Here is a 20,237-nt window from a genome sequence, read left to right on the forward strand (position 1 = left end):
TACAACTCTGAACCATTTTATCCCCATGTAATAACAATTGGGGTATAAGAGGGGAAATTTGTCAGAATCAATTTTCCTTCTACCTTTGCTGTCGCAGCGCGGTCAACCTGGCAACGCTGGATTGTAATATGTACTGCCATTTGGGCTTTTTTCTCAATCGGACCGCACGGAATCAGTTCATCGGCCGCCGAAGTGGCAAGACTTAAACCAACCTTTTCACTTTTTACCAACGAACTGCCATGTCTCAAGTCCCACGTTTCGTCTACGCCCATCACCTCAACGCTGCCCGTTTGCAGGAAGAACAGGGCATTCTTCCCCGCGAATTGATGTCGTGCGTGAAGCAAATTCAAGCTGTTTTTGACTCGGTACACGGGCATCATGGGCGTTTCATTTGTTGTTCCTGCAAGCATCGTCGCGTTTCTATCTCGTTCGTGCGGGTCGGCACTCTGGTTACTATTACAAACGCTGAGCTTATTTTACCGACCGGCCCACGCCTTCCCCAATTATTGCTTCCAACCTGGATTACTCCATTTTCCTATAAAAGAGCCGCTTGATTCTTTGCTACTCATGTCTGACAAACTGCGAATTCCGTTTGCCCTTCCCACCTACACCAATTCTAACTTCCCCAACCCCTTCCAAGGCCCCGGCGCGGAGGACGCCTGGCGGCGCTTGCGGGCTAGTCGGGGTAATGTTGTCACCCGCGAGGAGATGATGCGCCGCGTTCAGGAGCAGGCAGCTAAAAAGAAATAAGACAACTAAGATTTTCTAAAAGCCGCCCTCATCAGGCGGCTTTTTTTAGTTCATACCAGTGCCCCGCACCCAATGCCCGTGGAGTGCCCTACCCCCACTTCCCAGGCAAACCCAATCTGCTCGGCTGACCCCGCCACCAGCACTGGGCACACGCTGGCGCGGCACTGCACCTGCTGGTACTTAAAGAGCTTGGTTTTGGCGGCCGCGATGAAAGTCGGGTCGAAGCGCACGGCGGCCCCCGCGTCGTCCAGGCCGGCCTGGCGCAGCTTGTGGCGCAGGGTAGCGGTCAGCAGCTCGTCGGCTCGCGGGTGGCCGGGTAGGAGGTGGTCGGCTGGTTTGCCGCGCTCCGTTTCGTGCTTGATGAACACCGGGCTGGCCACCCGGAAAGGCTGCTCACCGGCCGCGAACTCGGGGGCGCGTTGCAGCCGCACGTCGGCCACGCGCAGGCCCAGGCCCAGGTCGGGGGCGCGCACCACGCCCGCCACCAGCGCGTGAATCAGGGTTTCGTCGGGGGCCGAGATAAACCAGCTGGCCCCTTCGGCGAAGCGGATGCCGCCGCGCCCGGCCCGGCCGCCGCGCAGCCAGGCGTAGGAGTAGAGCGAAAGGCCGTCGTGCAGGCCCTCATCGTGGCCCGCCCAGCGGTGGAAGGAGCTTTTTAGCGTGGGCAGGTAGTCGAATAATACCACCTGACTGGCGGTAAGGTAGAGGTGGAGTCGCACGGCGGGTGAGCTAAGAATACGGGGTAGTAGCCAAGTCTTTTTAGTAAAGCAGTTGGTGCTGCAAGTAAAGGGCTAGAAAGACAAATTCCAGCATTATCTTAAAAAAATACTTTCACACAGCCGCTTTTGCGGGTTTGCGCGGCCACGACGGCCGCCCTTCAGCTACTCTCCAGCTACTCAGGAATCCGAGGAAAAGCAGTTGGTACGTCAGGCAGAGGATGCCCCAACGGGTCCGTTGCGCATCCGGCCTGGCGCTAGGCAAGCCGCGTGCCCCACCGCAACGAGGGCCGGCAAGTAGTTGCCTGAGTAGTGAGCCGTCCCCCTTTAGCCGTTAAGCAAGTAACAAGTAGCAAGCCCGTAGTAGGTTGATAATCAAGTGGAAAATGGCATCTGTACTACCCACTACTTTTGTCTTGCTACTGAGAAGCCGGTTAAGTTAACGGTGTGGTTAATTTAATCGTAACGATTGTAAATTATAATAAATAAATAATAAAATATTATAATAAAATATTAATATTCATGCCGTGAACGTTGCCCGAAGACTACCGCTTCGCCAAGTCAATAAACTTACTATAAAATTTGTCTTGTACGCTGTCGTCCACGACCAAAAAAGCTTCGTGCGAATTGCGAAGTAGCGGCAGTATCAGTTCCCTCAACTGAGTAGAAAAGCAGGTATTATCGCGTAAAACCCGGTTCACCTGGTCATGGCTTACGTCGGGTGGATGAGCCGCTAAATGCGTGCCCGTATAGTTTTTTGGCGTACTACTAAGTAAATAAGCTATGCAGTTGCCTTAGGTTAGCAAGGCAGGTATTTTTCCCTGATTTATTCCTTTTTGCGTAAGTTCTTCTTTAGGTTTTTAGCCGCCCGCACAGGCTGTCACGCCCCTGCCTGAGCGCCGCCAAGAGCGCGGGGCCGCGCGGTCCCGCGCTCTTGGCGGCGCTCAGGCAGGGGTCGCAACTACTTGATTTCCAATACTACCACCGACTTGGGGGGTAGGGCCACCGTCAGCCGGTCGCCGCGCTTGCGGGCACCCGTGAAGGCGGCCAGCGCCACGGTGTTGGGCTTGTCGAAGGTGTTGTAGTCGCTCACCTTAGCCGAGGTCAGGATGCGGCCGGTCACGGTCCGGAAGCTCACGCCGGGCAGCGCCGTTTCCAGGGTCAGCGTCTTGTTAGGGTCGAGGTTGACAAGCGAGATGTGCACCGCCCCGTTCTTATCGCGCGAGGCCGAGGCGTTGAGGGCCGGGATTTTCTCGCCCCCGAAGGTGTAGTCGGGGCTGTTGAACTGCAGGGGCAGGTACTCCGCATCCTGGTGCACCTGGTAGAGGTCAAACACGTGGTAGGTGGGCGTGAGCAGCATCTTTTCCTTGTCGGTGAGCACCAGGGCCTGCAGCACGTTCACGGCCTGGGCCAGGTTGGCGCCGCGCACCCGGTCACAGTGGTTGTTGAAGATGTTGAGGGTAGTGCCGGCTACCAGGGCATCGCGCAGCGAGTTTTGCTGGTACAGAAAGCCGGGGTTGGTGCCGGGCTCCACGTCGGTCCACACGCCCCACTCGTCCACCAGCAGCGCCACCTTTTTCTCCTTGTCATACTTGTCCATAATGGCGCTGTGCTTGGTCACTATCGCGTCCATTTTCAGGCAGTTGCGCAGGGTGCTGAAGTACTGGTCCTCGCCAAAGCCGGTGGCCTTGCCCTTGCTGCCGCTCCAGTTGCCGGTGGGCAGGGTGTAATAATGCAGCGTGAGGCCCCACATGCGGCCCGGCCCGATGTTCTTCATGCACACCTCGGTCCAGTTGGCGTCGTCGCCGTTGGCCCCGCTCACGATGCGCTTGAGCCGGGTGCCGGGGTAGTCGTGGGCGAAGGTGGCGTAGCGCTTATACACGTCCGAGTAGTATTCGGGCGTCATGTTGCCGCCGCAGCCCCAGCTCTCGTTGCCGATGCCCCACCAGCTCACTTTATACGGCGCGGGGTGGCCGTTTTTCTTGCGTTCCAGCACCAGCGGCGTGTCCTCATCCGAGTTGAGGTATTCCATCCAGCCGGCCATTTCCTGCACCGTGCCGCTGCCCACGTTGGCGGCCAGGTAGGGCTCGGTGCCGAGCAGGCCGCACAGCTCCATAAACTCGTGGGTGCCGAAGCTGTTGTCTTCCAACGTATTGCCCCACCACAGGTTCAGCATCTTGGGGCGCTGGGCGGCGGGCCCTACCCCGTCGTGCCAGTGGTAGGTGTCGGCAAAGCAGCCGCCGGGCCAGCGCAGGTTGGGCACGTGAATCTTCCGCAGCGCCTCCACAATATCCATCCGAATTCGCCCCTGCTTGGGCACGTTCAGGCCGGGGTCCACCCAAAAGCCGCCGTAGATGCAGCGCCCCAGGTGCTCGGCAAACTGCCCCTGAATGTCTTTGCTGATAAGCAGCTTAGCGTCGCCGGGCTGCACCGTGAGCTGCACGGTCTGGGCCGGGGCCAGCAGCGGCACCAGGCCGAGCGCGGCGGCAAAGGCGAGTCGGCGCAGGGGGGTAGAGAGTTTTTTTACCAAAGCGAACATGGAAAAATGCTGAGGGAGAGTGAGTGAAAAGGCAGGGGGTAGGGCCAGATAACAGCCAGCGTGTCAGCACTGTAAGAGGGGGATTATGAATTAAAAATTAAAAATGATAAATTAAAAATTCAGGCATTGTCTTTTTAATTTATCATTTTTAATTTTTAATTAAAAAAGCTACTGGGCTACTGTCTGCCAGCGAAAGCAGGTGCCGTTGTCGCGGTTGGGAGTGGTGCCGGGCGCGTCGGCGGCGCACAGGCCGCGGGTGCGGGGCGGGGCCAGCAGGTAGCGGTGGTTGGTGAGGGCCATCAGCATGAGGTCGCCGCGCTGCATATCCTGCCACTGAAAGGTCGTGGCCTCGGCGCTACCCCCCGGCCCGATGCGGACCTCGCCCATGCCGGCCAGCCGCTCCACCGTGACCAGCCCGCCCGCCGACTCGACGCCGCCCGCCGACTCCAGCGCCACGCGCCCGCGCCCCCGGTCCAGCACCCGAAACTGCGCCGCCGGGCCAATCGCCAGCGGGCTGCCCACCGGCACCGGCCGCAGGTAGCCCCGCCAGTTAATGAGCACCGTGCTGTCGGCCGGGCTACTGAGCGTAATCAGCTGGCCCAGCGGAATGGCCGCGCCCTGGCCATTGGCGCGAGGCTCAGCCACCGCAAAGCGGTCAAAATCGGCGTAGCCGCCCGCCCCGCCCCGCGTATTATAGGCAAACAGCGCGTAGCGCACGCCCTGAAACGTGCGCAGCTGAAACACCATCGTCACCGCGTCGCCCACCGGCCGGTAGGTCCGGCCGTCGGTGCTCAGCTCAAACTGCGCCTGCTCGGTATCGAAATTGCAGCGCGCCCGCAGCCATATCTTATTGGCACTCAGGAGCTGGCGCAGGGTGCGGCCGGTGCGCTGGTCCGTCTGCTGCACCTCCAGGCCCTGGGTGGTGCGGGCCACGCCCAGCCAGGCGTAGGGGTAGTTGAGCAGGGCCAGGCCGGCCACGTCGCCGGGCTTCAGCCCGCGCAGGTCCAGCGCGGTGGTGGGGGTCGATTCGGGGCCGATGGCGCGCTGCGTCAGCGAGTTGCGCGCCTGCCAGAAGTCCGTAGCCGGCAGCGTGTGCAGGCGCAGGTAGCCCCGGCGCTCGCGCAACGACCAGCGGGCGTCGTCGGGCAGGTGGTTCCACTGCCAGAGCGGGTTCAGGGCTGGCCCACTAAACTCGTCGCCGCGCCGGAACGGCGCGCCCGGCACCACCGCCGCGCCGGCCGGGCCCACGTCGGGCTTCAGCCAGGTTTGGGGCGAGCGCTTGAGGTTGCCGGGCAGGCCAAAGTAGGGCCAGCCGCCCGTCCAGGTCACGGGCGAGAGGCACAGCAGGCGCCCCACCGAGTTGTGGTCCATCATCGAAAAGCCCCACCACTCGCCGGTAGGCGTTTGCACCAGCCCGCCCTGGTGCAGCGGGTTGGCCCCCGCAAAAGTCCTTGCGGGCGGCACCAGCGGAAACGGTGTTTCCCTGGTGCCGCGCCCCAGCCGGTAGCCCATGCCAATGCCCAGCGTTTCCTCGGCGCTGATGACGGCCACCTCGTAGGGACCGCCCACCTGGTCGGCGCGGGCGCACACCAGGTAGCCCACCGGGTCGTAGTTGGTGTTGGTAATGACGTACTTACCGTTGATTTTATAGAAGTGCGAGCCCTCGCCCACGCCGCTGCCCTTCGCAATCAGCACCCGCTCCGTGCCCGGCCGCATATCGGTCAGGTCGGTGGTCAGCTCCGCGATATGAATCTCATCATAGCCCCAGATAACGTACACCTTGCCATCGTCATCAAAGAGCACCGACAAGTCGTGAAACGACTGCTTGAGCTCGGTGTGCGTCCAGGGTCCGGCCGGGTTGGTGGCGGTATAAAGCTGGGTTTTGCGCCCGTTCACATTGGTGAAAATGTGAAATTTCCCGGTGGCATACCGAAACGACGGCGCCCAAATCCCTTGCCCATACACGCTCTGGCCCTCCTGTAGCCGGTACGCCGGCCCGAAGTCGAGCCGGTCGGCGGCGTAGCCCAGCAACTCCCAGTTCACCAGGTCCTTGGAGTGCAGCACCGGCAGGCCTGGCATGGCGTGCATAGTGGTGCCGGTGAGGTAAAAGTCGTCCCCGACCCGAATCATATCGGGGTCCGAAAACTCGTCGTAAAACAGCGGGTTGGTGAAGGTGCCGTTGCCATTGTCGGCCGTCCAGGTGCGTTCGGCCGCGGCGGGGGGGGTAGGGGCCGCGGCCCGGCGCTGGCTCCGGGCCGGGCCAGGCAACAGGCTGGCCACCAAAAGCGTACCTGCCAGCAACCGGCGGCCCGCGCCCAAAAGAGTAGCTACGTAGGTCATTAAACAAGCTTGAGCCGCGCCGCCTGGCCCGGCCTGGGCCGGAGTGGTGGGGTAGGGTGGGAAAAGACGGGGCTGGCTCCAGCCCGCAGGCATAGTAATGGCGGCGGCACCGCCAAGCGCAAAGCTACTCCGTGTCAGGGAATTTACACAATCGTTTGTGTAAACCAAGTGAAAATTTATTTGACAGAGCAAACAGCGCTCTTTTTGACAGTATCCGTTGCCAACGAACGGTTGCGCTAGTTCAGCCAGGTGCTGAGAGGTCAGGAAACAACCGGCTCTAAACCTGATTTTGAGAAGAGCTTTCCCCCAAACGCAAAAAACCCGGAAAACTGCTTTCCTAGCGGGGGAAGCGGTTTTCCGGGTGCTCCGGTAGATAATACGTGAGCCTCCTGTCGGACTCGAACCAACGACCCTCTGATTACAAGTCAGAAGCTCTACCAACTGAGCTAAGGAGGCTTAATCGTGGGGCAAAAGTAAGCCGCAAAGCGCAATGGGTCAACCCTGGCGGGCAATAAAAAAGGGAAGTGCCGGCCGGCGCGTCCCTTTTTTATTCGGTGCTAAGGGGTTAGCTCCGCAGCTGCTTGAGTTGTTTTTTCAATTTATCGATGCGGGTGCGGGCTTCGCTCATGCGGCCCTGGTATTCCTGGCGCAGCTGGTCGGCATTCTTGGAGCGGGCGAAGAAGTCGAGGTTGGTTTGCAGGGTAGCCACATCGTTTTCCAGCTCCTGAATTTCGCGGCGCAGGCCGGTTTCCTTGCGGGTAAAAGCCTGCTGGGCCTGGGGCCGGGCTTTGAGGCGGGCTATCTCCAATTGGAAAACCAGGTCCTCTTTGTCCGCCGGGGTAATGCCGGCCGTCTGGTCCAGGTACTTACCCATAAGGGTAGTGAACTGCTCCTCGCCCCGGTCCGACGTGCCACCGGCAGTGGTGTCAAGCTCCTGCCAGTCAGCGATAATGGCGCGGAAGTCTTCCAGCGTGCCGGGAGCATCGGGCGAAAGGGCGGCCACCTGCTGGCCAACTTTATCCAAACGGGTAACCTGCTCGGCGCTGGCAGTCGACTGGCGCTCCTCGCGGTCCCCACGGCTAGTGCGGTTTTCCTGCTTGGGGCGCTCAAACACGCTGTCGCAGGCGGCGCGGAAGCGCTTCCAGATTTTGTCAGCCTGCTTTTCGGGCACGCGGCCCACGTCCTTCCACTCCTTCTGCACCCGGATGATGACGCCGCGGGCCTCGTCAAAATCGGCGCTTTGCTGGGCCGCCTCGGCCTGTTCGATGAGCGCGTACTTGGCCTGCAGGTTGGTGTTCTTCTCCGAGTCGAGGCTCTTGAAAAACTCATTCTTGCGGTTGAAGAAAGCCTTGTAGGCGTTCCAGTACTGCTTGTTGAGCTGGTCGGCCTGGGCGCGGGGCACGGGGCCGGCAGCTTCCCACTCCTTCTTTATTTCCTGCAGCTCGTCGGTGCGCGAGCGCCATTCGTTCACGCGCTCGGTGGTAAAGTCGGCGAAGGGTAGCACGCGTTCCAACAGGGCCTGCTTCACGGTCAGGTTTTGCCCCTCCTGGGCCGAGCGCACGTCCACAAACTCCTTGCGGCGCAGGTGCACGGCCTCCGAAGCGGCCAGGAAGCGCTGCCACAGCGGCTCGCGCTGCTCGCCGGGCACGGGCCCGATGTGCTTCCAGTCATCATGCAGCTTTTTCAGTTCATCCAGGGCCTTGTTGATGCCGGGCGCATCCTTGAGGGCTTCGGCGCGGGCCACGAGGGCTTCCTTGGCCTCCTGGTTGCGGCGGCGGTCCAGCTCCTTGAGCTCATAAAAGCGGCCCTGGTTGGCGTAGTAGCGGTCGAGCAGGCCGTGGTAAGAATTCCAGGTTTCCTGGCTGTCGGCCTGGGGCACGGGGCCGGTGGACTTCCAGTCGGCCTGCAATTGCTTGAGCTTCTGTGAGCTGTCCTTGGTTTCGGCGCTTTCCACGAGCTGGCGCAGCTGGCCGAGCAACTCCTGCTTGCGGGCCAGGTTCTGGCCGCGGTTCTGGTCTTCGGTTTTGGCATCGCGGGCGCGGCCTTCGCGAAATTCCTGCAAGGCCTTGTTCAGCTCGGCCTGGCTGGCCGGGGGCTGGAAGCTGAACTCCTGGGGCGCGTTGGCGTCTTCGGCCAGCTTCTGGCGCGAGGCGGCGCGGGCGGCGGCCACGTTGGCCTCGTACTGGCGGCTGAGCTCAAAAATCTGCTGGCGGTTGCGGCGCGCATCGGGCCGGCGCAGCAGCTCAATGAGGTGGGCGGCCTGGCTTTCGAGGTCGAGCTCGGCAAAGTCAGGGGCTGGGGTCTCGGACACGTAGTGGTCGCTTTCCTCCCCGGCACCTTCGTGCTGGTGGTCGAGCTCGGCCTGGTGGGCCGTGGCGGCGGTGTCGGTGGCCGACGTGGGCAGCGTGGCCACCCCGCCGGGCGCCTGCTCCAGGTCGGCGGCCGAAGCCAGCCGGGCCACCGGGGCGGTGTCATCGGGCGTGGCCGAGGGGGTAAGCTCAGCTTCCGCATCGAGAGCGGCGGGCGTCATGGCCTCGCCATAATGCGCCACGGCCCGCGCCTGCGGAGCCGAAAGGTGCTCGGCGGCCACCTCGGCCGGCACGTGCTGGGCCGTTTCGGTGGCAGCGGCGGCCTCGGGCGTTGCCGGGCCGGGGCTGCCGGCGGGGGTAAGCGGTTCCGGAGCAGCAGCGGCTGGTGCCAAGCTGGGCGCATTTTCCAGCGCTTCGGCCAGGCCGGGCTCCGAGAGCAGCGGGTCGGCCTCGGTCTGGGTAGCGCCCCCGCCGGGGGGCACGGCGGCGGTGGGCGGGGTGTCGCTCAGAGCCGGGGCGGCGGCGGTGGGCTCAGTATCGGCCGACTGCTTGGCGCGAATTTCGGCCAGGCGGGCTTCCACGATGTTGAGGCGGTCGTCGGCCGGGGCCGGGGTAGCACCCTGCTGACTGGCGGGCGAGGTGAAGGCGGGGGTAGGGGTTTCTTCGGGCAACATAAAGCGAAGCAAATAACCGGCGGCCAGAGCCAGGTGGGGTTGGGAAAAAGAAGGGGGGTAGGCGGCCGGAACGGAGGTCAGAAAAAATATTAGTTCAGGCGCGGGTCCAGCGGATAATTGGCAAGCGCGCGGTAGCGACCCCCTTTTTCGCGCAGAATCGTGCGCCAGAACGCATCAGACTCCAAAGTAAACACTTTCCCGGCAGAGGCGGACTGCCGAATCCAGGAGCCGCGCTCAATTTCTTCTTCCAGCTGCCCCGCCGACCAGCCCGAATAGCCCACGAACAGCCGCACCGTGGGCCCGGCGTCGGCATCGAGGCCGGCCAGAAACTGGTCAAAATCTCCTCCCCAAAATACGCTCTGGCCCAGGGCGCTGGCGCCGGGCAGCCCGGCCTGCTGGTGCACGAAATGCAGCGTATCGGGCTGCACCGGCCCGCCCGTGAACAGCGGCAGCCGGGCCACGGGGCGGCCCGCGGTGGGGGGCAGGGCCAGCACATCGCCCAGCAGCAGGGGGGTAGGGCGGGTGAGCACCAGCCCAAACGCACCCTCGGCGGGGCTGTGCCGGCACAGCAGCACCACGCTGCGCTCGAAGTTGGGGTCGCCCAAAAAGGGCTGCGAAATAAGGAGCGTACCAGGTTTCATGCCCTAAGCTACGTAGCCCGGCCCGGATGGGTAGGCTACCTTTGGGGAGAAAAATTTTCCTACCCCCCCAGACATGACCGACGCCGAACTCGCCGACCTGCGCCAGAGCTACTCCCAGCGCACGCTGCTCGAAGCCGATGTGCAGCCCCAGGCCGTGGCCCAGTTTCGGCAGTGGCTCGACGAGGCCGTGGCCGCCCGCCTGCCCGAGCCCGCCGCCCTCACCCTGGCCACCGTGGATGCGGCCACCGGCCAGCCCAGCCAGCGCGTGCTGCTGCTCAAGGGCCTGCCCGACGACGCGGGCTTTCTCTTCTTCACCAACTACGACTCGCGCAAGGGCCACGAGCTGGCGGGCCAGCCGCGGGCGGCGCTCAATTTTTTCTGGCCCGGCCTCGAGCGCCAGGTGCGGGTAGAAGGGGTAGTGGAACGAGCCTCGCCCGAGGTTTCCACCGCGTATTTCCAGAGCCGGCCGCGCGGCAGCCAGGTGGGCGCCTGGGCCTCACCCCAGAGCGAAGTCATTGGCAGCCGCGAGCAGCTCGAAGCCCGCGAGCACGAGGTCGAAGCCCGCTTCGAGGGCCAAAACCCGCTGCCCCGGCCCCCGCACTGGGGCGGCTACGTGCTGCGCCCCACGCGCCTCGAGTTTTGGCAGGGCCGCCCCAGCCGCCTGCACGACCGCCTGGTGTACGAGCTCATGGAGGGGGGTAGCGATTGGAAAATCAGCCGCTTAGCGCCGTGAGAAAGTGGTGGAGTGATTTAGTGAGCAAGTAGGATAACTCAATACTAAACGCTGCCACTGCCACTGCTTCTCGCGCTGTGCCCCGGCACCGCTCCCTAATTCACCGATTCACTAACTTATTAAATCACTTATTCACCGAGTGGCTGAGATTCAACCCGTGCGGGGCTGGCGCTACAACCCGGCCCTGAGCGCCGAGATTGACGACGTGGTGTCGCCGCTTTTCGATGTGGTGAGCCCGCGCCAGCGCGAGGCGCTCTACCAGCATCCGCTCAACTCGATTCACCTTTCGGTGCCCCGCGCCGAGGGTGCCCTACCCCCCGCCGCGGCCGCCGCCGCCCGCCTGGCCCGGTGGCAGGCCGCCGGCGTGCTGCGGCAGGATGGTCTGCCGGGTATTTACGTCTATTACCAGTACTTCCGGCTGCCGGGCGAGGCGCTTGAGCGTTGCCGCAAGGGTTTCATGTGCCACATCCGGGCCTATGACTGGGCCGAGGGGGTAGTGCTGCGCCACGAAAACACGCTGCCCGCCGCCGTCAGCGACCGGGCCGAGCTGCTGGCCGCCCTGCAGCTGCAGACTAGCGCTACTCACGGCCTGTACCGCGACGAGGCATTGGAGCTGGAGCGGCTGATGGACGAGGCCATTCAGGACCCGCTTTGCCAGACGGAGGAAGACTACCAGGGCGCGCGCGACGTGCTGGCCGTCATTCAAGATGCCGGGGCCATCCGGCAATTTCAGCGGGTGCTGGCCGCCCGGCAGGTTATTCTGGCCGATGGCCACCACCGCTACGAAGCCTCCGTGGCCTATCGGCAGGCTCGCGCGCGGGCCGCCGGGCCGGGTGGCAGCACCGGCCGCGAGCCCTGGAACTATCACCTGATGTACCTCACCAACGCGGCCAGCGACGACGTGCGCATTCTGCCCACCCACCGGGTGCTGCGCGAGTTGCCCGGCGGCCTCACTGATGCCGAGCTGCTGGCCCGGCTGGCCGTTTATTTCACGGTGCGGCCCCAGGTCGAGGCCCAGGATTTACCCGAGCTGATGGCCGGCAAGCGCTGGGCCTTCGGGCTGTACCTGCCCGGCGGGGCGGCCTACAAGCTGCGCCTGCGCCCCGAGGTGCACGCCCAGCTTGACTGGCCTACGACGCCCGAGGTAAAAGACCTCGACCTGACGGTGCTGCACTATTTCGTGCTCGAAAAGATGCTGGGCATCGTGGGCCCCGAGGCCCAGCGCCGCTGGGCCGGGGTGGCCTACGTGCGCGGCCTGGCCGAGTGCCTGCAGCAGGTGGACCGCGGCGAGGCCCGCGCTGCTTTTCTGACCAACGAAGTCACGATGGCGCAGGTCGAGGCCGTGTGCCACTCGGGGGCCGTGATGCCGGCCAAGTCCACCTTTTTCTACCCCAAGGTGCTGGCCGGCCTGCTCTTCAGCAGCGTGCGCGACGAGCCGCCCACGGTGTTCGACGCCGTTTTCAACCCGTGAGCAAGCAGCCAGCATCAGCGTTCGCCCCGGCGGCTGCGGGAGCCGCCGGGCTGCCGGGTGGCTTGTTTTTCGGCTTGCTGGGGCTGGGCGCTCTGGCCCTGTGCGCGGGCTACGCGGCCCTGGTGCTGCACACCGCCACCTGGGCCGAGGCGCGAGCGCTGGACGCTATTTTTCCCGCCACCGGGTGGCACCTGTCCCCCTTCAGCGCCGCCGGTTTTCAGCATTTGCGGCTAGTCTTAACGTTGCTGGGCCTGGCCCTGGGCACCAGCTGGCTGGGCCTGGCCCTGGGCACGCGGGTGGGCCGGGCCGAGTTGCTGCGCGCCGGGCAGGAAGTACGCGGGGCGCTGGGTGAGCTCGGCCGCGCCCTGGGGGAGTTGCGGGAGCTGCCGCGCCGTGCGCGCTGGCTGGCCGTGGGTGCGTTGCTGGCCCTGCTGGCGGTGCGCACTTACATGAGCACGAGCGGGGCCGCCGGTGACGACATGCTTTCCTACGAGCTGTTCGTGCGGCAGCGGCTGCTGGCGGTCAGTGCTTACTACCCCCTGCCCAACAACCACGTGTTATCCAACACGATAAGCTGGGCGTTTTATCAGCTGCATCCGCGCTTCTGGTGGAGTATGCGGCTGCCGGTGCTGTTGACCAGCTTGGCGGGCACGCTCGTATTGTTTGCGGGGTTGCGTCGCTGGGTGGGGGTAGGCGCGGCGGCCCTGGCGGCCGGGGCCTTTAGCTGGCTCCAGCTCAGCCTGTACTACGCGGCTGCCGGCCGTGGCTACTGGCTAGTCAATCTGCTGGCGGGCCTCGTGTTTTTTTGCGTGCTGAAACTTTGTGAGCCGCCGGGCGGCCAGCGGGCGGCGTGGGTGGGGCTGCTGGGGGCGGCTATTCTGGGCGGCTACACCGTGCCCACGTTTGCCTACGTGTTGGCGGCGGCCCTTTCCTGGCTCGGGGGGCAGGCGCTGTGGCAGCGGGCACCCCGCCGGCTGCTGGCTACGGGGGCCGTGGGCTTGCTGGCCGGGGCCGGGGTAGGGCTGCTCTACGCCCCCCTGCTGCTGGTGTCGGGGCCGGCGCAGCTGCTGGCCAATCCCTACGTGCAGTCCTGGCCGTGGGTCAAATTCTGGCGGGCGCTGCCCGCCTACGTCTGGCTGACCGAAGGCTTTCTGGCGGGCCAACGCAGCGTGGGTGCGGTGCTGACGCTGGTGGTCCTGGGCCTGTTTGGCCGGCTCTGCTACCGGGCGGCCACGGGGCAGCTGCCCCGCGCGCAGGCCCTGCGGGTTTGGCAGGTGGGCTTGCCCGCGCTGTGGTTCGTGCTCGTGCCCTACGCCCTGCTGCTGGTGCAGCGCGTGCAGCCCCCCGAGCGCACGCTGCTCTACAAAGCCTGGTTTTTCTTCATTCTGGTGGCCCTCGTGGCGGAAGACTGGCCGTGGCACCGGCCGGCCCGGCGGTGGCTGGCGGTCGTGGGGGGCGGCTTGTTTCTGCTCTACCAGGCCGGCACCGCCTTGCGGCTGAACTACAAGGCGCGTCACCCGCCTGTCGATAGCCGGGCCGTACCTGCGCCCCACGGCGCGCCCGGCGTCGGCGCGTTGCCCATTCAGCCCCGCCTTATCCCCGGCGGCTCCTCTAACTACCTAGGCGCGCGGGCAGTCAGCCCGGTTTTTCGCTACTTTTCGTCATGTCCTCTCTCCATTTAATTCTGGCTTCCGGCTCGCCCCGCCGCCGCCAATTGCTCACCGAACTAGGCTTAGCCTACGAAATCCGCCTGCGGGAGGTGGACGAAAGCTTTCCGCCCCACTTGCGGCGCGCCGAAGTGGCCGAGTACCTGGCCCGCCACAAGGCCGAAGCCTACCGCCCCGACCTGGCCCCCGACGAGCTGCTGCTCACGGCCGATACCATCGTGTGCCTCGACGAAGACGTGCTCAACAAGCCCGCCGATGCGGCCGAGGCCCGCGCCATGCTGGGCCGCCTGCAGGGTCGCGCTCACCAGGTATATACCGGCGTGTGCCTGCTGCCCGGCGATGGTTGCCCGCCGGTCGTTTTCTCCGACGAAACGACCGTGCATTTCGGCCCGCTCTCGGCCGCCGAAATCAGCTTTTATGTAGCCCAGTACCAGCCCTTCGACAAAGCCGGGGCCTACGGGGCGCAGGACTGGCTGGGACTGGCTGCCATTACCCGGCTGGAGGGCTCGTACTTCAACGTGATGGGCCTGCCCACCCACCGGGTGTGGCCGGCCGTGCGGGCCTTTCTAGAGCCGGAGCCCGCCGCTTAGGGTCATTTTTCGCCTGCTAATTCAGTATGCCCAACCCAACTGACCGGCCGCCGGCTGGCCACGCCGCCGCCTCCCGCCCTGAGTTGTTTCGACCAAACCCTACCCCCCGGTTTTTCCTGCTCCTGGTGCTGGGCCTGGTAGCGGCGTGCGCCGGGTACGCGGCTTTGGTGTTGGGCTCGGCCAGCTGGCCCGACCTGATGGCGTTGCGCGGCTTTGAAAGCATCAACCTGCACCCGCGCGGGCCGGCCACCAACGGCTGGATAGCGAATAATTTTACGGAAGCCGGGTTTCGGCAGCTGCGGCTGGGGCTGGCGGGGCTGGCGCTGGCCACCGGGCTGCCGGCCGCGCTGCTGGCCGCCGCGCCCGCCGGGCACCGCGAGCTGCGCCAGCTCGCGGCCGAGGCGCGCGGCGCGGCACGGGGCCTGGGCAACGGCTGGGGCGGCCTGCGCCGCGGGCAAAAGTGGCTCGCCGGTGCCGGCCTGCTGGCCCTGACGGCCGTGCGCGTGTACTACAGCCATGCCTTGCAGCCGCATGACGACGCGACTTCCTACGAGCTGTTCGTGCGGCATTCCTGGCTGGTGGTCAATGCCGTCTATCCCTACCCCAACAACCACGTGCTAAGCAGCGCGCTGGACTGGTTTTTTTACCAGGTTCACCCCAATTTCTGGTGGAGCATGCGCCTGCCCGTGCTGCTGGTGAGCACGGCCACCACGGTGGGCTGGTTTCTGGCCCTGGTGCGGCGGAGCAGCTTCGTGGTGGCGCTGGTGGCGGTGAGCTGGTTCGGGCTGCATTTTATTGGGATTTATAACGCGGCCCTGGGCCGGGGCTACTGGTTGCAGTCGGGGCTGGGGGGCGTGGGCTTTTTTGCCCTGCTCACGCTCCAGCCCCCGCTCGCCCTGCCGGCCCCCGGCCCGGTGGCGCGCTACCGCCTGGCCTGGCTGGGCCTGGTGGCCAGTGGCATCCTGGGGCTATACACGATTCCGACGCACCTGTTTTTTCTGGCGTCGGCCTACGGGTGGCTGGGCTTGCGCGCGGTGGGGCAGCGCGCCGGGCGGCGCTTGCTGCTGCTGCTGGGAGCCGGCCTGCTGACGGTGGTAGGGGCGGGGCTGCTGTACGCGCCGCTGCTGCTGGTATCGGGTCCGGCGCAGCTGCTGCACAACCAATACGTGCGCACGCTAACCTTTCGGGAGTTTTGGCAAACGCTGCCCGAGGCCGTTCTGCTGCCGCACGTGCTGGTGAGCCTGCCCCCGGTGTTCGCCATTCTGGCCGGCTTTGGCTGGCTCTGGCGGCGGGCCAACGTCGGCCGCCTGCCCGCCCGCCCGGCGCGCGCGGTGCTGGAGCTGGGGCTGCCGGCGCTCTGGTTTATGCTGCTGCCCTACGTAGTGGCGGTGGTGGCGCTGGTGCAGCCCCCCGAGCGCACTTTCTTCTACAAGGTCCAATACTTGTTTATTCTGCTGGGCTTGCTGGTAGAGTGGGCGGTCCGGCAGGTGGCCACTTCGCGGGCGCGGCGGGGGGTAGGGCTGGCGTTTGGCGGGCTCACGGCCCTGTACGTGGGCGGCCAGTGCTGGCAGGTTGAGCGGCAGGAGCATATATTGCGGCAAGGCTTTCACTGGCAGGACGGGGCACCGGTCGTGGCCTGGCTGGCTGGCCAGCCGGCGGGTCCCATCCTGGCCCCCGATTTGGAAAAGCAGTTTCTGGTGCGGTTTTACGCGCACGCCAGCTACCACGACCGGCCCTGGCAAGTTGATAGCCAGCCGCGGCCGGGCGTGCGGTACCGCTACCTGGTGCTGCCGGCCGGGTCGCCCCCCGCACTGGGGGGTAGGGTCGTTTTTCGGACGGTGCTCCTGGAGGTGCTGGCCCTGCCCTAGCCAAACGAAAGGCTACAGTAACCGCTCAACTCTCCTCTCAAAAGGCCGCCTACCCCCGCGCCAGCAGCCCAATGCCCGCCACCACCAGCGCCAGCCCGCCCAGCTGCGCCAGCGAGAGGCTTTCGCGCAGCACCCCCAGGCCCAGCAGCGCCGTCAGCAGCACCGAGCCACCCACAATCACGGGCGTGCCCACCGAGGCCGGCACCCCGCGCCGAAACACCACGAAGGTCAGAATCTCGGCCAAGCCCACGCTCAGGCCGGCCAGCGCCGCCAGCGCCAGCCCCCGGCCCGACGCGGCCAGCGGCTGCCCCAGCAGCTTGAGGCGCAGCAGCCACGCCGCGCCCAACCCGGCCGCCACGAGTTGCAGCACCACCGCGCCCACGGCGGGGGGTAGGGAATCAGCGGCGAGCTTGATAAAGAAGTTGTAGCCCGCCAGGCACAGGGCCGTAAGCAGGGCCAGGGGCAGCCAGTTTAGCATGGGGACAGCAGCGGGGGGTAGGGACCGCGCCGCAAAGATGCCGCCGCTACCTTTGCCCGCAAGCGCGTTGGTAAGTCCCCCAGCCTACGGTAGCCCTTTCAACAGGGAAACCCCGGCTGCGCTAACAGTCGGGGTTTCTGAAGTGGGGGTTTGTCCGAACCCTTTCTTCATCACCAAATGAAACGGGACAACGCGACAAAACTACTTGATGCCATCGGAACGGCGGCATTGGTGGGGTTTGCGGGTGACGTAGCCAAGGCCTTGGCCGCGCTACTTGTCACCTACTTACTCCGGTAGTTGGGTAAGGGGCTGGGCCGTGCGCCCGGCCCCTTATTTTCTTCGTAACTAGTGCAAATATAACGGGGTAGGCCCACTATTGGTTTTGGCCTGCGGTTGCTTTGGTAAATGGAACTACTATTTTTTCTTTTCCTGCTGCTAGTGCCAGGTTTATGGTTGGTCAGACTGGCTCTTGATATTCGGTTTGCCGCAAACCTATGGCAGCATGGAGTGTCGGGGCGGGGTATTGTTATCAGTCAGCGAACAATTGCTACTGGCCAGCCATTAACTGCCATTTACCAGCGAAGAACGGTTGTTGAACTACTGTTTACCACGGCAACTGGGACGCCTGTTAAAGTAGAAAAAGAGCTATCCGGCAACAGGCTAGAGTTTTTTGATGGCGATGAAGTCTACTTATATTATGATGCCAATGAGCCAACCAGTTTCTTACTCATTCAGGAGTTGAATCAAGCTAGAAACTGTAACATCTTCTGGGCCGGACTGGCTGGCTACCTGTTCATCTTGGTAGTGGTAGTGGCTCAACTATTTTAAAGCTACCGTAATTTCTCCTTCAATATCTCCAGCTCCACGGCCGGCGCAATGCGCTCATACAAAATATTATACGCCGCCGTGGTAATGGGCATATTCACCTTGAGCTTGCGGTTCAGCTCGTGGATGCTCTTGACGGCGTAGTAGCCCTCGGCCACCATGTTCATTTCGAGCTGGGCTGATTTCACCGAGTAGCCGCGGCCCACCATGTTGCCGAAAGTGCGGTTGCGGGAGAACTGCGAGTAGGCCGTCACCAGCAAATCGCCGAGGTAGGCCGAGGCCGAGAGGTCGCGCGGCTGGGGCGAGATGGCCTGCAAAAAGCGCCGGATTTCCTGCACCGCGTTGCTCACCAGCACGGCCAGGAAGTTGTCGCCGTAGCCCAGGCCGTGGGCAATGCCGCCGGTGAGGGCAATGATATTTTTCATCACGGCGCAGTACTCGATGCCGTCGAGGTCGGCCGCGGGGTGGGCGCTCACGTAGCGGTTGCGCAGCAGCTGGCAAAAGGCCACGCCCAGGCCGCTCACGTCGGGCGCGCCGATGGTGAGGTAGCTCTGCTTTTCGAGGGCCACTTCCTCGGCGTGGCAGGGGCCGGCAATCACGCCGAGCTGGGCGGCGGGCAGCCGGAAGCGCTCCTGCACGTAGTCCGTAACCAGGATATTCTTGCCCGGAATCATGCCCTTAATGGCCGACACTACCCCCATTTTGTGGCGCAGCGCGTCGCGGCCCAGTTTATCGAGCACCGGCTGCACGAAGGCCGCCGGCACGGCCAGCACCAGCCAGTCGGCCTCCAGCACGGCATCGGTGAGGTCGGTGGTGGGGAAGACCAGGTTGCGGTCGAAGAGCACCGAGGAGAGGTAGCGCGGGTTGTGGCCGGTGCGCAGCAGGTGCTGCACGTCGTCTTTCGAGCGCAGCCACCAGTCCACGCGGGCGCCGTTTTCGGAGAGGATTTTGGTGAGGGCCGTGGCCCAGGAGCCGCCGCCAAGCATGGCAATTTTTTCCATAGGGGAGGGCCGGTTGCAGCGGCCCCATCGGGTGGGGGGAGAGAATTCAGCCCGCAAGCTAGTGGTGCAACGCCGCAGTAGCGCGAACTTTGTCCTTCGCGTTAGCCGGGGAATACTCGCCGGCTGACGCGAGCTACAACGTTCGCGCTACCACCCCATGACCCCAGCTATTGCCGCCACGGCCGCTTTTATCGAAGAAAAATTTCAGGCCGAAGGCTCGGGGCACGACTGGCCGCACATCCGGCGGGTGTGGCAGGTGGCGCGGGCGCTGGCCGCCAGCACGCCCGGCACCGACCTGGAAATAGCCGAGCTGGCCGCCCTGCTGCATGACATCGCCGACTGGAAGTTTCACGGCGGCGACTACGAGGCCGGTCCCCGCGCCGCCCGCGCCTGGCTGCTGAGCCAGCAGGTGCCCGAGGCCACGGTGGCGCGCGTCGAGCAGGTTATCCGCGAGGTAAGCTTCAAGGGTCTGGGTGTGGAAACGCCCGTGAGCAGCCCCGAGGCGGCCGTGGTGCAGGATGCCGACCGGCTCGACGCCATCGGGGCCATCGGGGTGGGCCGGGCCTTTGCTTACGGGGGCCACAAGGGCCGGCCGATGCACGACCCGGCCACGCCGCCCGTGTCGCACGCCGATTTTGAGCAGTACAAACAGAGCACCGCGCCCACCCTCAACCACTTCTACGAGAAGCTCTTGCACCTTAAGGACCGCTTGCACACGCCCGCCGCCCGCGCCCTGGCCGCGGAGCGCCACCGCTTTATGGAGCAATTCGTGGCCCAATTTCTGCGCGAGTGGGAGGGCACTGACTTGCAGCCGCAACCATAGGCCGTTGGGCGTAACCTTTGGTAACTAAAAGCTGTTATATTTGCCAAAGCGAAAGCAGGGGCCAACCCTTCCGGCCTGACCCCTGCCCACTTTACGCCGCTAAGGTGGCCACGGCCGAAAGGGCCGTACCACTGAGCAGCAGCCACACGAGCCACTTTACCAGCTCGGGTGGCATCCGAAGTCTGAGCTTAAGCTCAAATCCCGGCTTCGCGCAGTCCTTTTTCATATCTCCATGAAGTAAAGGGTTACGTCATAACCCCCACACTTCTCGAAGCCCGGTCTGTTCCTAGCAGCCGGGCTTCTCTTTTTAGGGAGGAGCCGAATGGCTGGGGGACTTACCACACGCGAGGCAGCGGCAAAGGTAGCCGCCTTGTGGGGAGGATACCTTGGGAACAGGCTGCTTAGTACCGGGGTAGCGGCTGGGGCTTGCGCTGCCTGCCGCTGGGGAGGGCGTCCGTATCTTTACCCGCTATGAAGCTGCGCCTACCCCTTGCTGCCAGCCGGCCGCTGTTCTTTCTGCTGTTGAGCCTGCTGGCCCTGGCCGGCTGCCGCACCTGCCCCATCGACGCGTGCCACGCGCGCAAAGCCCACTACCACAACGGGGTAAAGTACCGCGCCCGGCCCATCTGGAAGATGCAGTACCCAGCCATCGGGGAGAAGTACCGCAATCAGCACGACGGCGACAACAAACGCAAAGACAGCGACCGCAGCAAGTCGCTGAAATAAGGCGGCGGGCTACTCAGGTCGGAATTTCGCTTTTTAACGGGGGTAGGCCGGCGGCAGGGCTGCTTGTCGGGGGTAGGACGAGTGAG

17 protein-coding genes and 1 tRNA gene are annotated in these 20,237 nt (G+C 64.3%); 9 read left to right on the top strand and 9 right to left on the bottom strand.

Features of this window, described 5'->3' with window-relative positions:
- Positions 1 to 17: 17 nt before the first annotated feature.
- A complete protein-coding gene (locus A0257_03480; GenBank protein AMR26247.1) occupies positions 18 to 380 on the bottom strand; it encodes a hypothetical protein in 363 nt (120 codons plus the stop codon).
- A gap of 187 nt (positions 381 to 567) precedes the next feature.
- On the opposite strand from A0257_03480, the gene A0257_03485 reads away from it, so the two are divergent.
- Entirely contained in the window at positions 568 to 750 is a 183-nt protein-coding gene (locus A0257_03485; GenBank protein AMR26248.1) for a hypothetical protein, read from the top strand.
- 50 nt (positions 751 to 800) lie between these two features.
- On the opposite strand, the gene A0257_03490 is transcribed toward A0257_03485, so the two are convergent.
- From A0257_03490 to A0257_03515, 6 genes are all read right to left on the bottom strand, one after another.
- Complete coding sequence (locus A0257_03490) at positions 801 to 1,469, bottom strand: hypothetical protein (protein ID AMR26249.1); 669 nt, start codon at positions 1,467 to 1,469, stop codon at positions 801 to 803.
- A 958-nt stretch (positions 1,470 to 2,427) separates the two neighbouring features.
- A complete protein-coding gene (locus A0257_03495; protein AMR26250.1) occupies positions 2,428 to 4,005 on the bottom strand; it encodes an alpha-N-arabinofuranosidase in 1,578 nt (525 codons plus the stop codon).
- A gap of 168 nt (positions 4,006 to 4,173) precedes the next feature.
- Positions 4,174 to 6,276 carry a glycoside hydrolase gene (locus A0257_03500; protein ID AMR29611.1) on the bottom strand — a complete coding sequence of 701 codons (2,103 nt, stop codon included), beginning with the start codon at positions 6,274 to 6,276 and terminating at the stop codon, positions 4,174 to 4,176.
- A gap of 452 nt (positions 6,277 to 6,728) precedes the next feature.
- Positions 6,729 to 6,801: transfer RNA gene (locus A0257_03505), tRNA-Thr, on the bottom strand.
- Positions 6,802 to 6,910: 109 nt separating this feature from the next.
- On the bottom strand, positions 6,911 to 9,328 hold the full coding sequence (locus A0257_03510) for a hypothetical protein (protein ID AMR26251.1): 2,418 nt from the start codon (positions 9,326 to 9,328) through the stop codon (positions 6,911 to 6,913).
- 89 nt (positions 9,329 to 9,417) lie between these two features.
- On the bottom strand, positions 9,418 to 9,969 hold the full coding sequence (locus A0257_03515; GenBank protein AMR26252.1) for a hypothetical protein: 552 nt from the start codon (positions 9,967 to 9,969) through the stop codon (positions 9,418 to 9,420).
- 73 nt (positions 9,970 to 10,042) lie between these two features.
- On the opposite strand from A0257_03515, the gene A0257_03520 reads away from it, so the two are divergent.
- The 5 genes from A0257_03520 (at position 10,043) to A0257_03540 (ending at position 16,298) form a co-directional block, all read left to right on the top strand.
- Entirely contained in the window at positions 10,043 to 10,702 is a 660-nt protein-coding gene (locus A0257_03520) for a pyridoxamine 5'-phosphate oxidase (protein AMR26253.1), read from the top strand.
- A 139-nt stretch (positions 10,703 to 10,841) separates the two neighbouring features.
- Positions 10,842 to 12,173: a hypothetical protein gene (locus tag A0257_03525; protein AMR26254.1), complete on the top strand. Its 1,332-nt coding sequence runs from the start codon at positions 10,842 to 10,844 to the stop codon at positions 12,171 to 12,173.
- The gene (locus A0257_03530) at positions 12,170 to 13,855 is read left to right on the top strand and encodes a hypothetical protein (protein AMR26255.1); all 1,686 of its coding nucleotides are present in this window, start codon (positions 12,170 to 12,172) and stop codon (positions 13,853 to 13,855) included. Before A0257_03525 ends, A0257_03530 begins: the two co-directional genes overlap by 4 nt.
- On the top strand, positions 13,837 to 14,430 hold the full coding sequence (locus A0257_03535; GenBank protein ID AMR26256.1) for a septum formation inhibitor Maf: 594 nt from the start codon (positions 13,837 to 13,839) through the stop codon (positions 14,428 to 14,430). Before A0257_03530 ends, A0257_03535 begins: the two co-directional genes overlap by 19 nt.
- Before the next feature lie 26 nt (positions 14,431 to 14,456).
- Complete coding sequence (locus A0257_03540; protein AMR26257.1) at positions 14,457 to 16,298, top strand: hypothetical protein; 1,842 nt, start codon at positions 14,457 to 14,459, stop codon at positions 16,296 to 16,298.
- 49 nt (positions 16,299 to 16,347) lie between these two features.
- Here A0257_03540 and A0257_03545 read toward each other — a convergent pair whose 3' ends face one another.
- Positions 16,348 to 16,776: a hypothetical protein gene (locus A0257_03545; protein AMR26258.1), complete on the bottom strand. Its 429-nt coding sequence runs from the start codon at positions 16,774 to 16,776 to the stop codon at positions 16,348 to 16,350.
- Between the two features lie 405 nt (positions 16,777 to 17,181).
- Here A0257_03545 and A0257_03550 point away from each other — a divergent pair, with 405 nt between their 5' ends.
- Complete coding sequence (locus tag A0257_03550) at positions 17,182 to 17,604, top strand: hypothetical protein (protein ID AMR26259.1); 423 nt, start codon at positions 17,182 to 17,184, stop codon at positions 17,602 to 17,604.
- A gap of 2 nt (positions 17,605 to 17,606) precedes the next feature.
- Here the strand turns inward: A0257_03550 and A0257_03555 are convergent, their stop codons facing one another.
- Positions 17,607 to 18,602 carry a glycerol-3-phosphate dehydrogenase gene (locus A0257_03555; GenBank protein ID AMR26260.1) on the bottom strand — a complete coding sequence of 332 codons (996 nt, stop codon included), beginning with the start codon at positions 18,600 to 18,602 and terminating at the stop codon, positions 17,607 to 17,609.
- Between the two features lie 157 nt (positions 18,603 to 18,759).
- On the opposite strand from A0257_03555, the gene A0257_03560 reads away from it, so the two are divergent.
- Together A0257_03560 and A0257_03565 are read left to right on the top strand one after the other, a co-directional pair.
- Complete coding sequence (locus tag A0257_03560) at positions 18,760 to 19,425, top strand: phosphohydrolase (GenBank protein ID AMR26261.1); 666 nt, start codon at positions 18,760 to 18,762, stop codon at positions 19,423 to 19,425.
- A 471-nt stretch (positions 19,426 to 19,896) separates the two neighbouring features.
- On the top strand, positions 19,897 to 20,151 hold the full coding sequence (locus A0257_03565; GenBank protein ID AMR26262.1) for a hypothetical protein: 255 nt from the start codon (positions 19,897 to 19,899) through the stop codon (positions 20,149 to 20,151).
- Positions 20,152 to 20,237 lie beyond the last annotated feature (86 nt).

This window comes from Hymenobacter psoromatis, from assembly GCA_001596155.1.
Classification (GTDB): domain Bacteria; phylum Bacteroidota; class Bacteroidia; order Cytophagales; family Hymenobacteraceae; genus Hymenobacter.

Bases quoted from the DNA above. Each gene is read 5' to 3' on its own strand.
- A0257_03480 (AMR26247.1), bottom strand. From the start codon at position 380: ATGATGCCCGTGTACCGAGTCAAAAACAGCTTGAATTTGCTTCACGCA.
- A0257_03485 (AMR26248.1), top strand. From the start codon at position 568: ATGTCTGACAAACTGCGAATTCCGTTTGCCCTTCCCACCTACACCAAT.
- A0257_03495 (AMR26250.1), bottom strand. From the start codon at position 4,005: ATGTTCGCTTTGGTAAAAAAACTCTCTACCCCCCTGCGCCGACTCGCC.
- A0257_03510 (AMR26251.1), bottom strand. From the start codon at position 9,328: ATGTTGCCCGAAGAAACCCCTACCCCCGCCTTCACCTCGCCCGCCAGT.
- A0257_03515 (AMR26252.1), bottom strand. From the start codon at position 9,969: ATGAAACCTGGTACGCTCCTTATTTCGCAGCCCTTTTTGGGCGACCCC.
- A0257_03520 (AMR26253.1), top strand. From the start codon at position 10,043: ATGACCGACGCCGAACTCGCCGACCTGCGCCAGAGCTACTCCCAGCGC.
- A0257_03535 (AMR26256.1), top strand. From the start codon at position 13,837: ATGTCCTCTCTCCATTTAATTCTGGCTTCCGGCTCGCCCCGCCGCCGC.
- A0257_03540 (AMR26257.1), top strand. From the start codon at position 14,457: ATGCCCAACCCAACTGACCGGCCGCCGGCTGGCCACGCCGCCGCCTCC.
- A0257_03545 (AMR26258.1), bottom strand. From the start codon at position 16,776: ATGCTAAACTGGCTGCCCCTGGCCCTGCTTACGGCCCTGTGCCTGGCG.
- A0257_03550 (AMR26259.1), top strand. From the start codon at position 17,182: ATGGAACTACTATTTTTTCTTTTCCTGCTGCTAGTGCCAGGTTTATGG.
- A0257_03555 (AMR26260.1), bottom strand. From the start codon at position 18,602: ATGGAAAAAATTGCCATGCTTGGCGGCGGCTCCTGGGCCACGGCCCTC.
- A0257_03560 (AMR26261.1), top strand. From the start codon at position 18,760: ATGACCCCAGCTATTGCCGCCACGGCCGCTTTTATCGAAGAAAAATTT.
- A0257_03565 (AMR26262.1), top strand. From the start codon at position 19,897: ATGAAGCTGCGCCTACCCCTTGCTGCCAGCCGGCCGCTGTTCTTTCTG.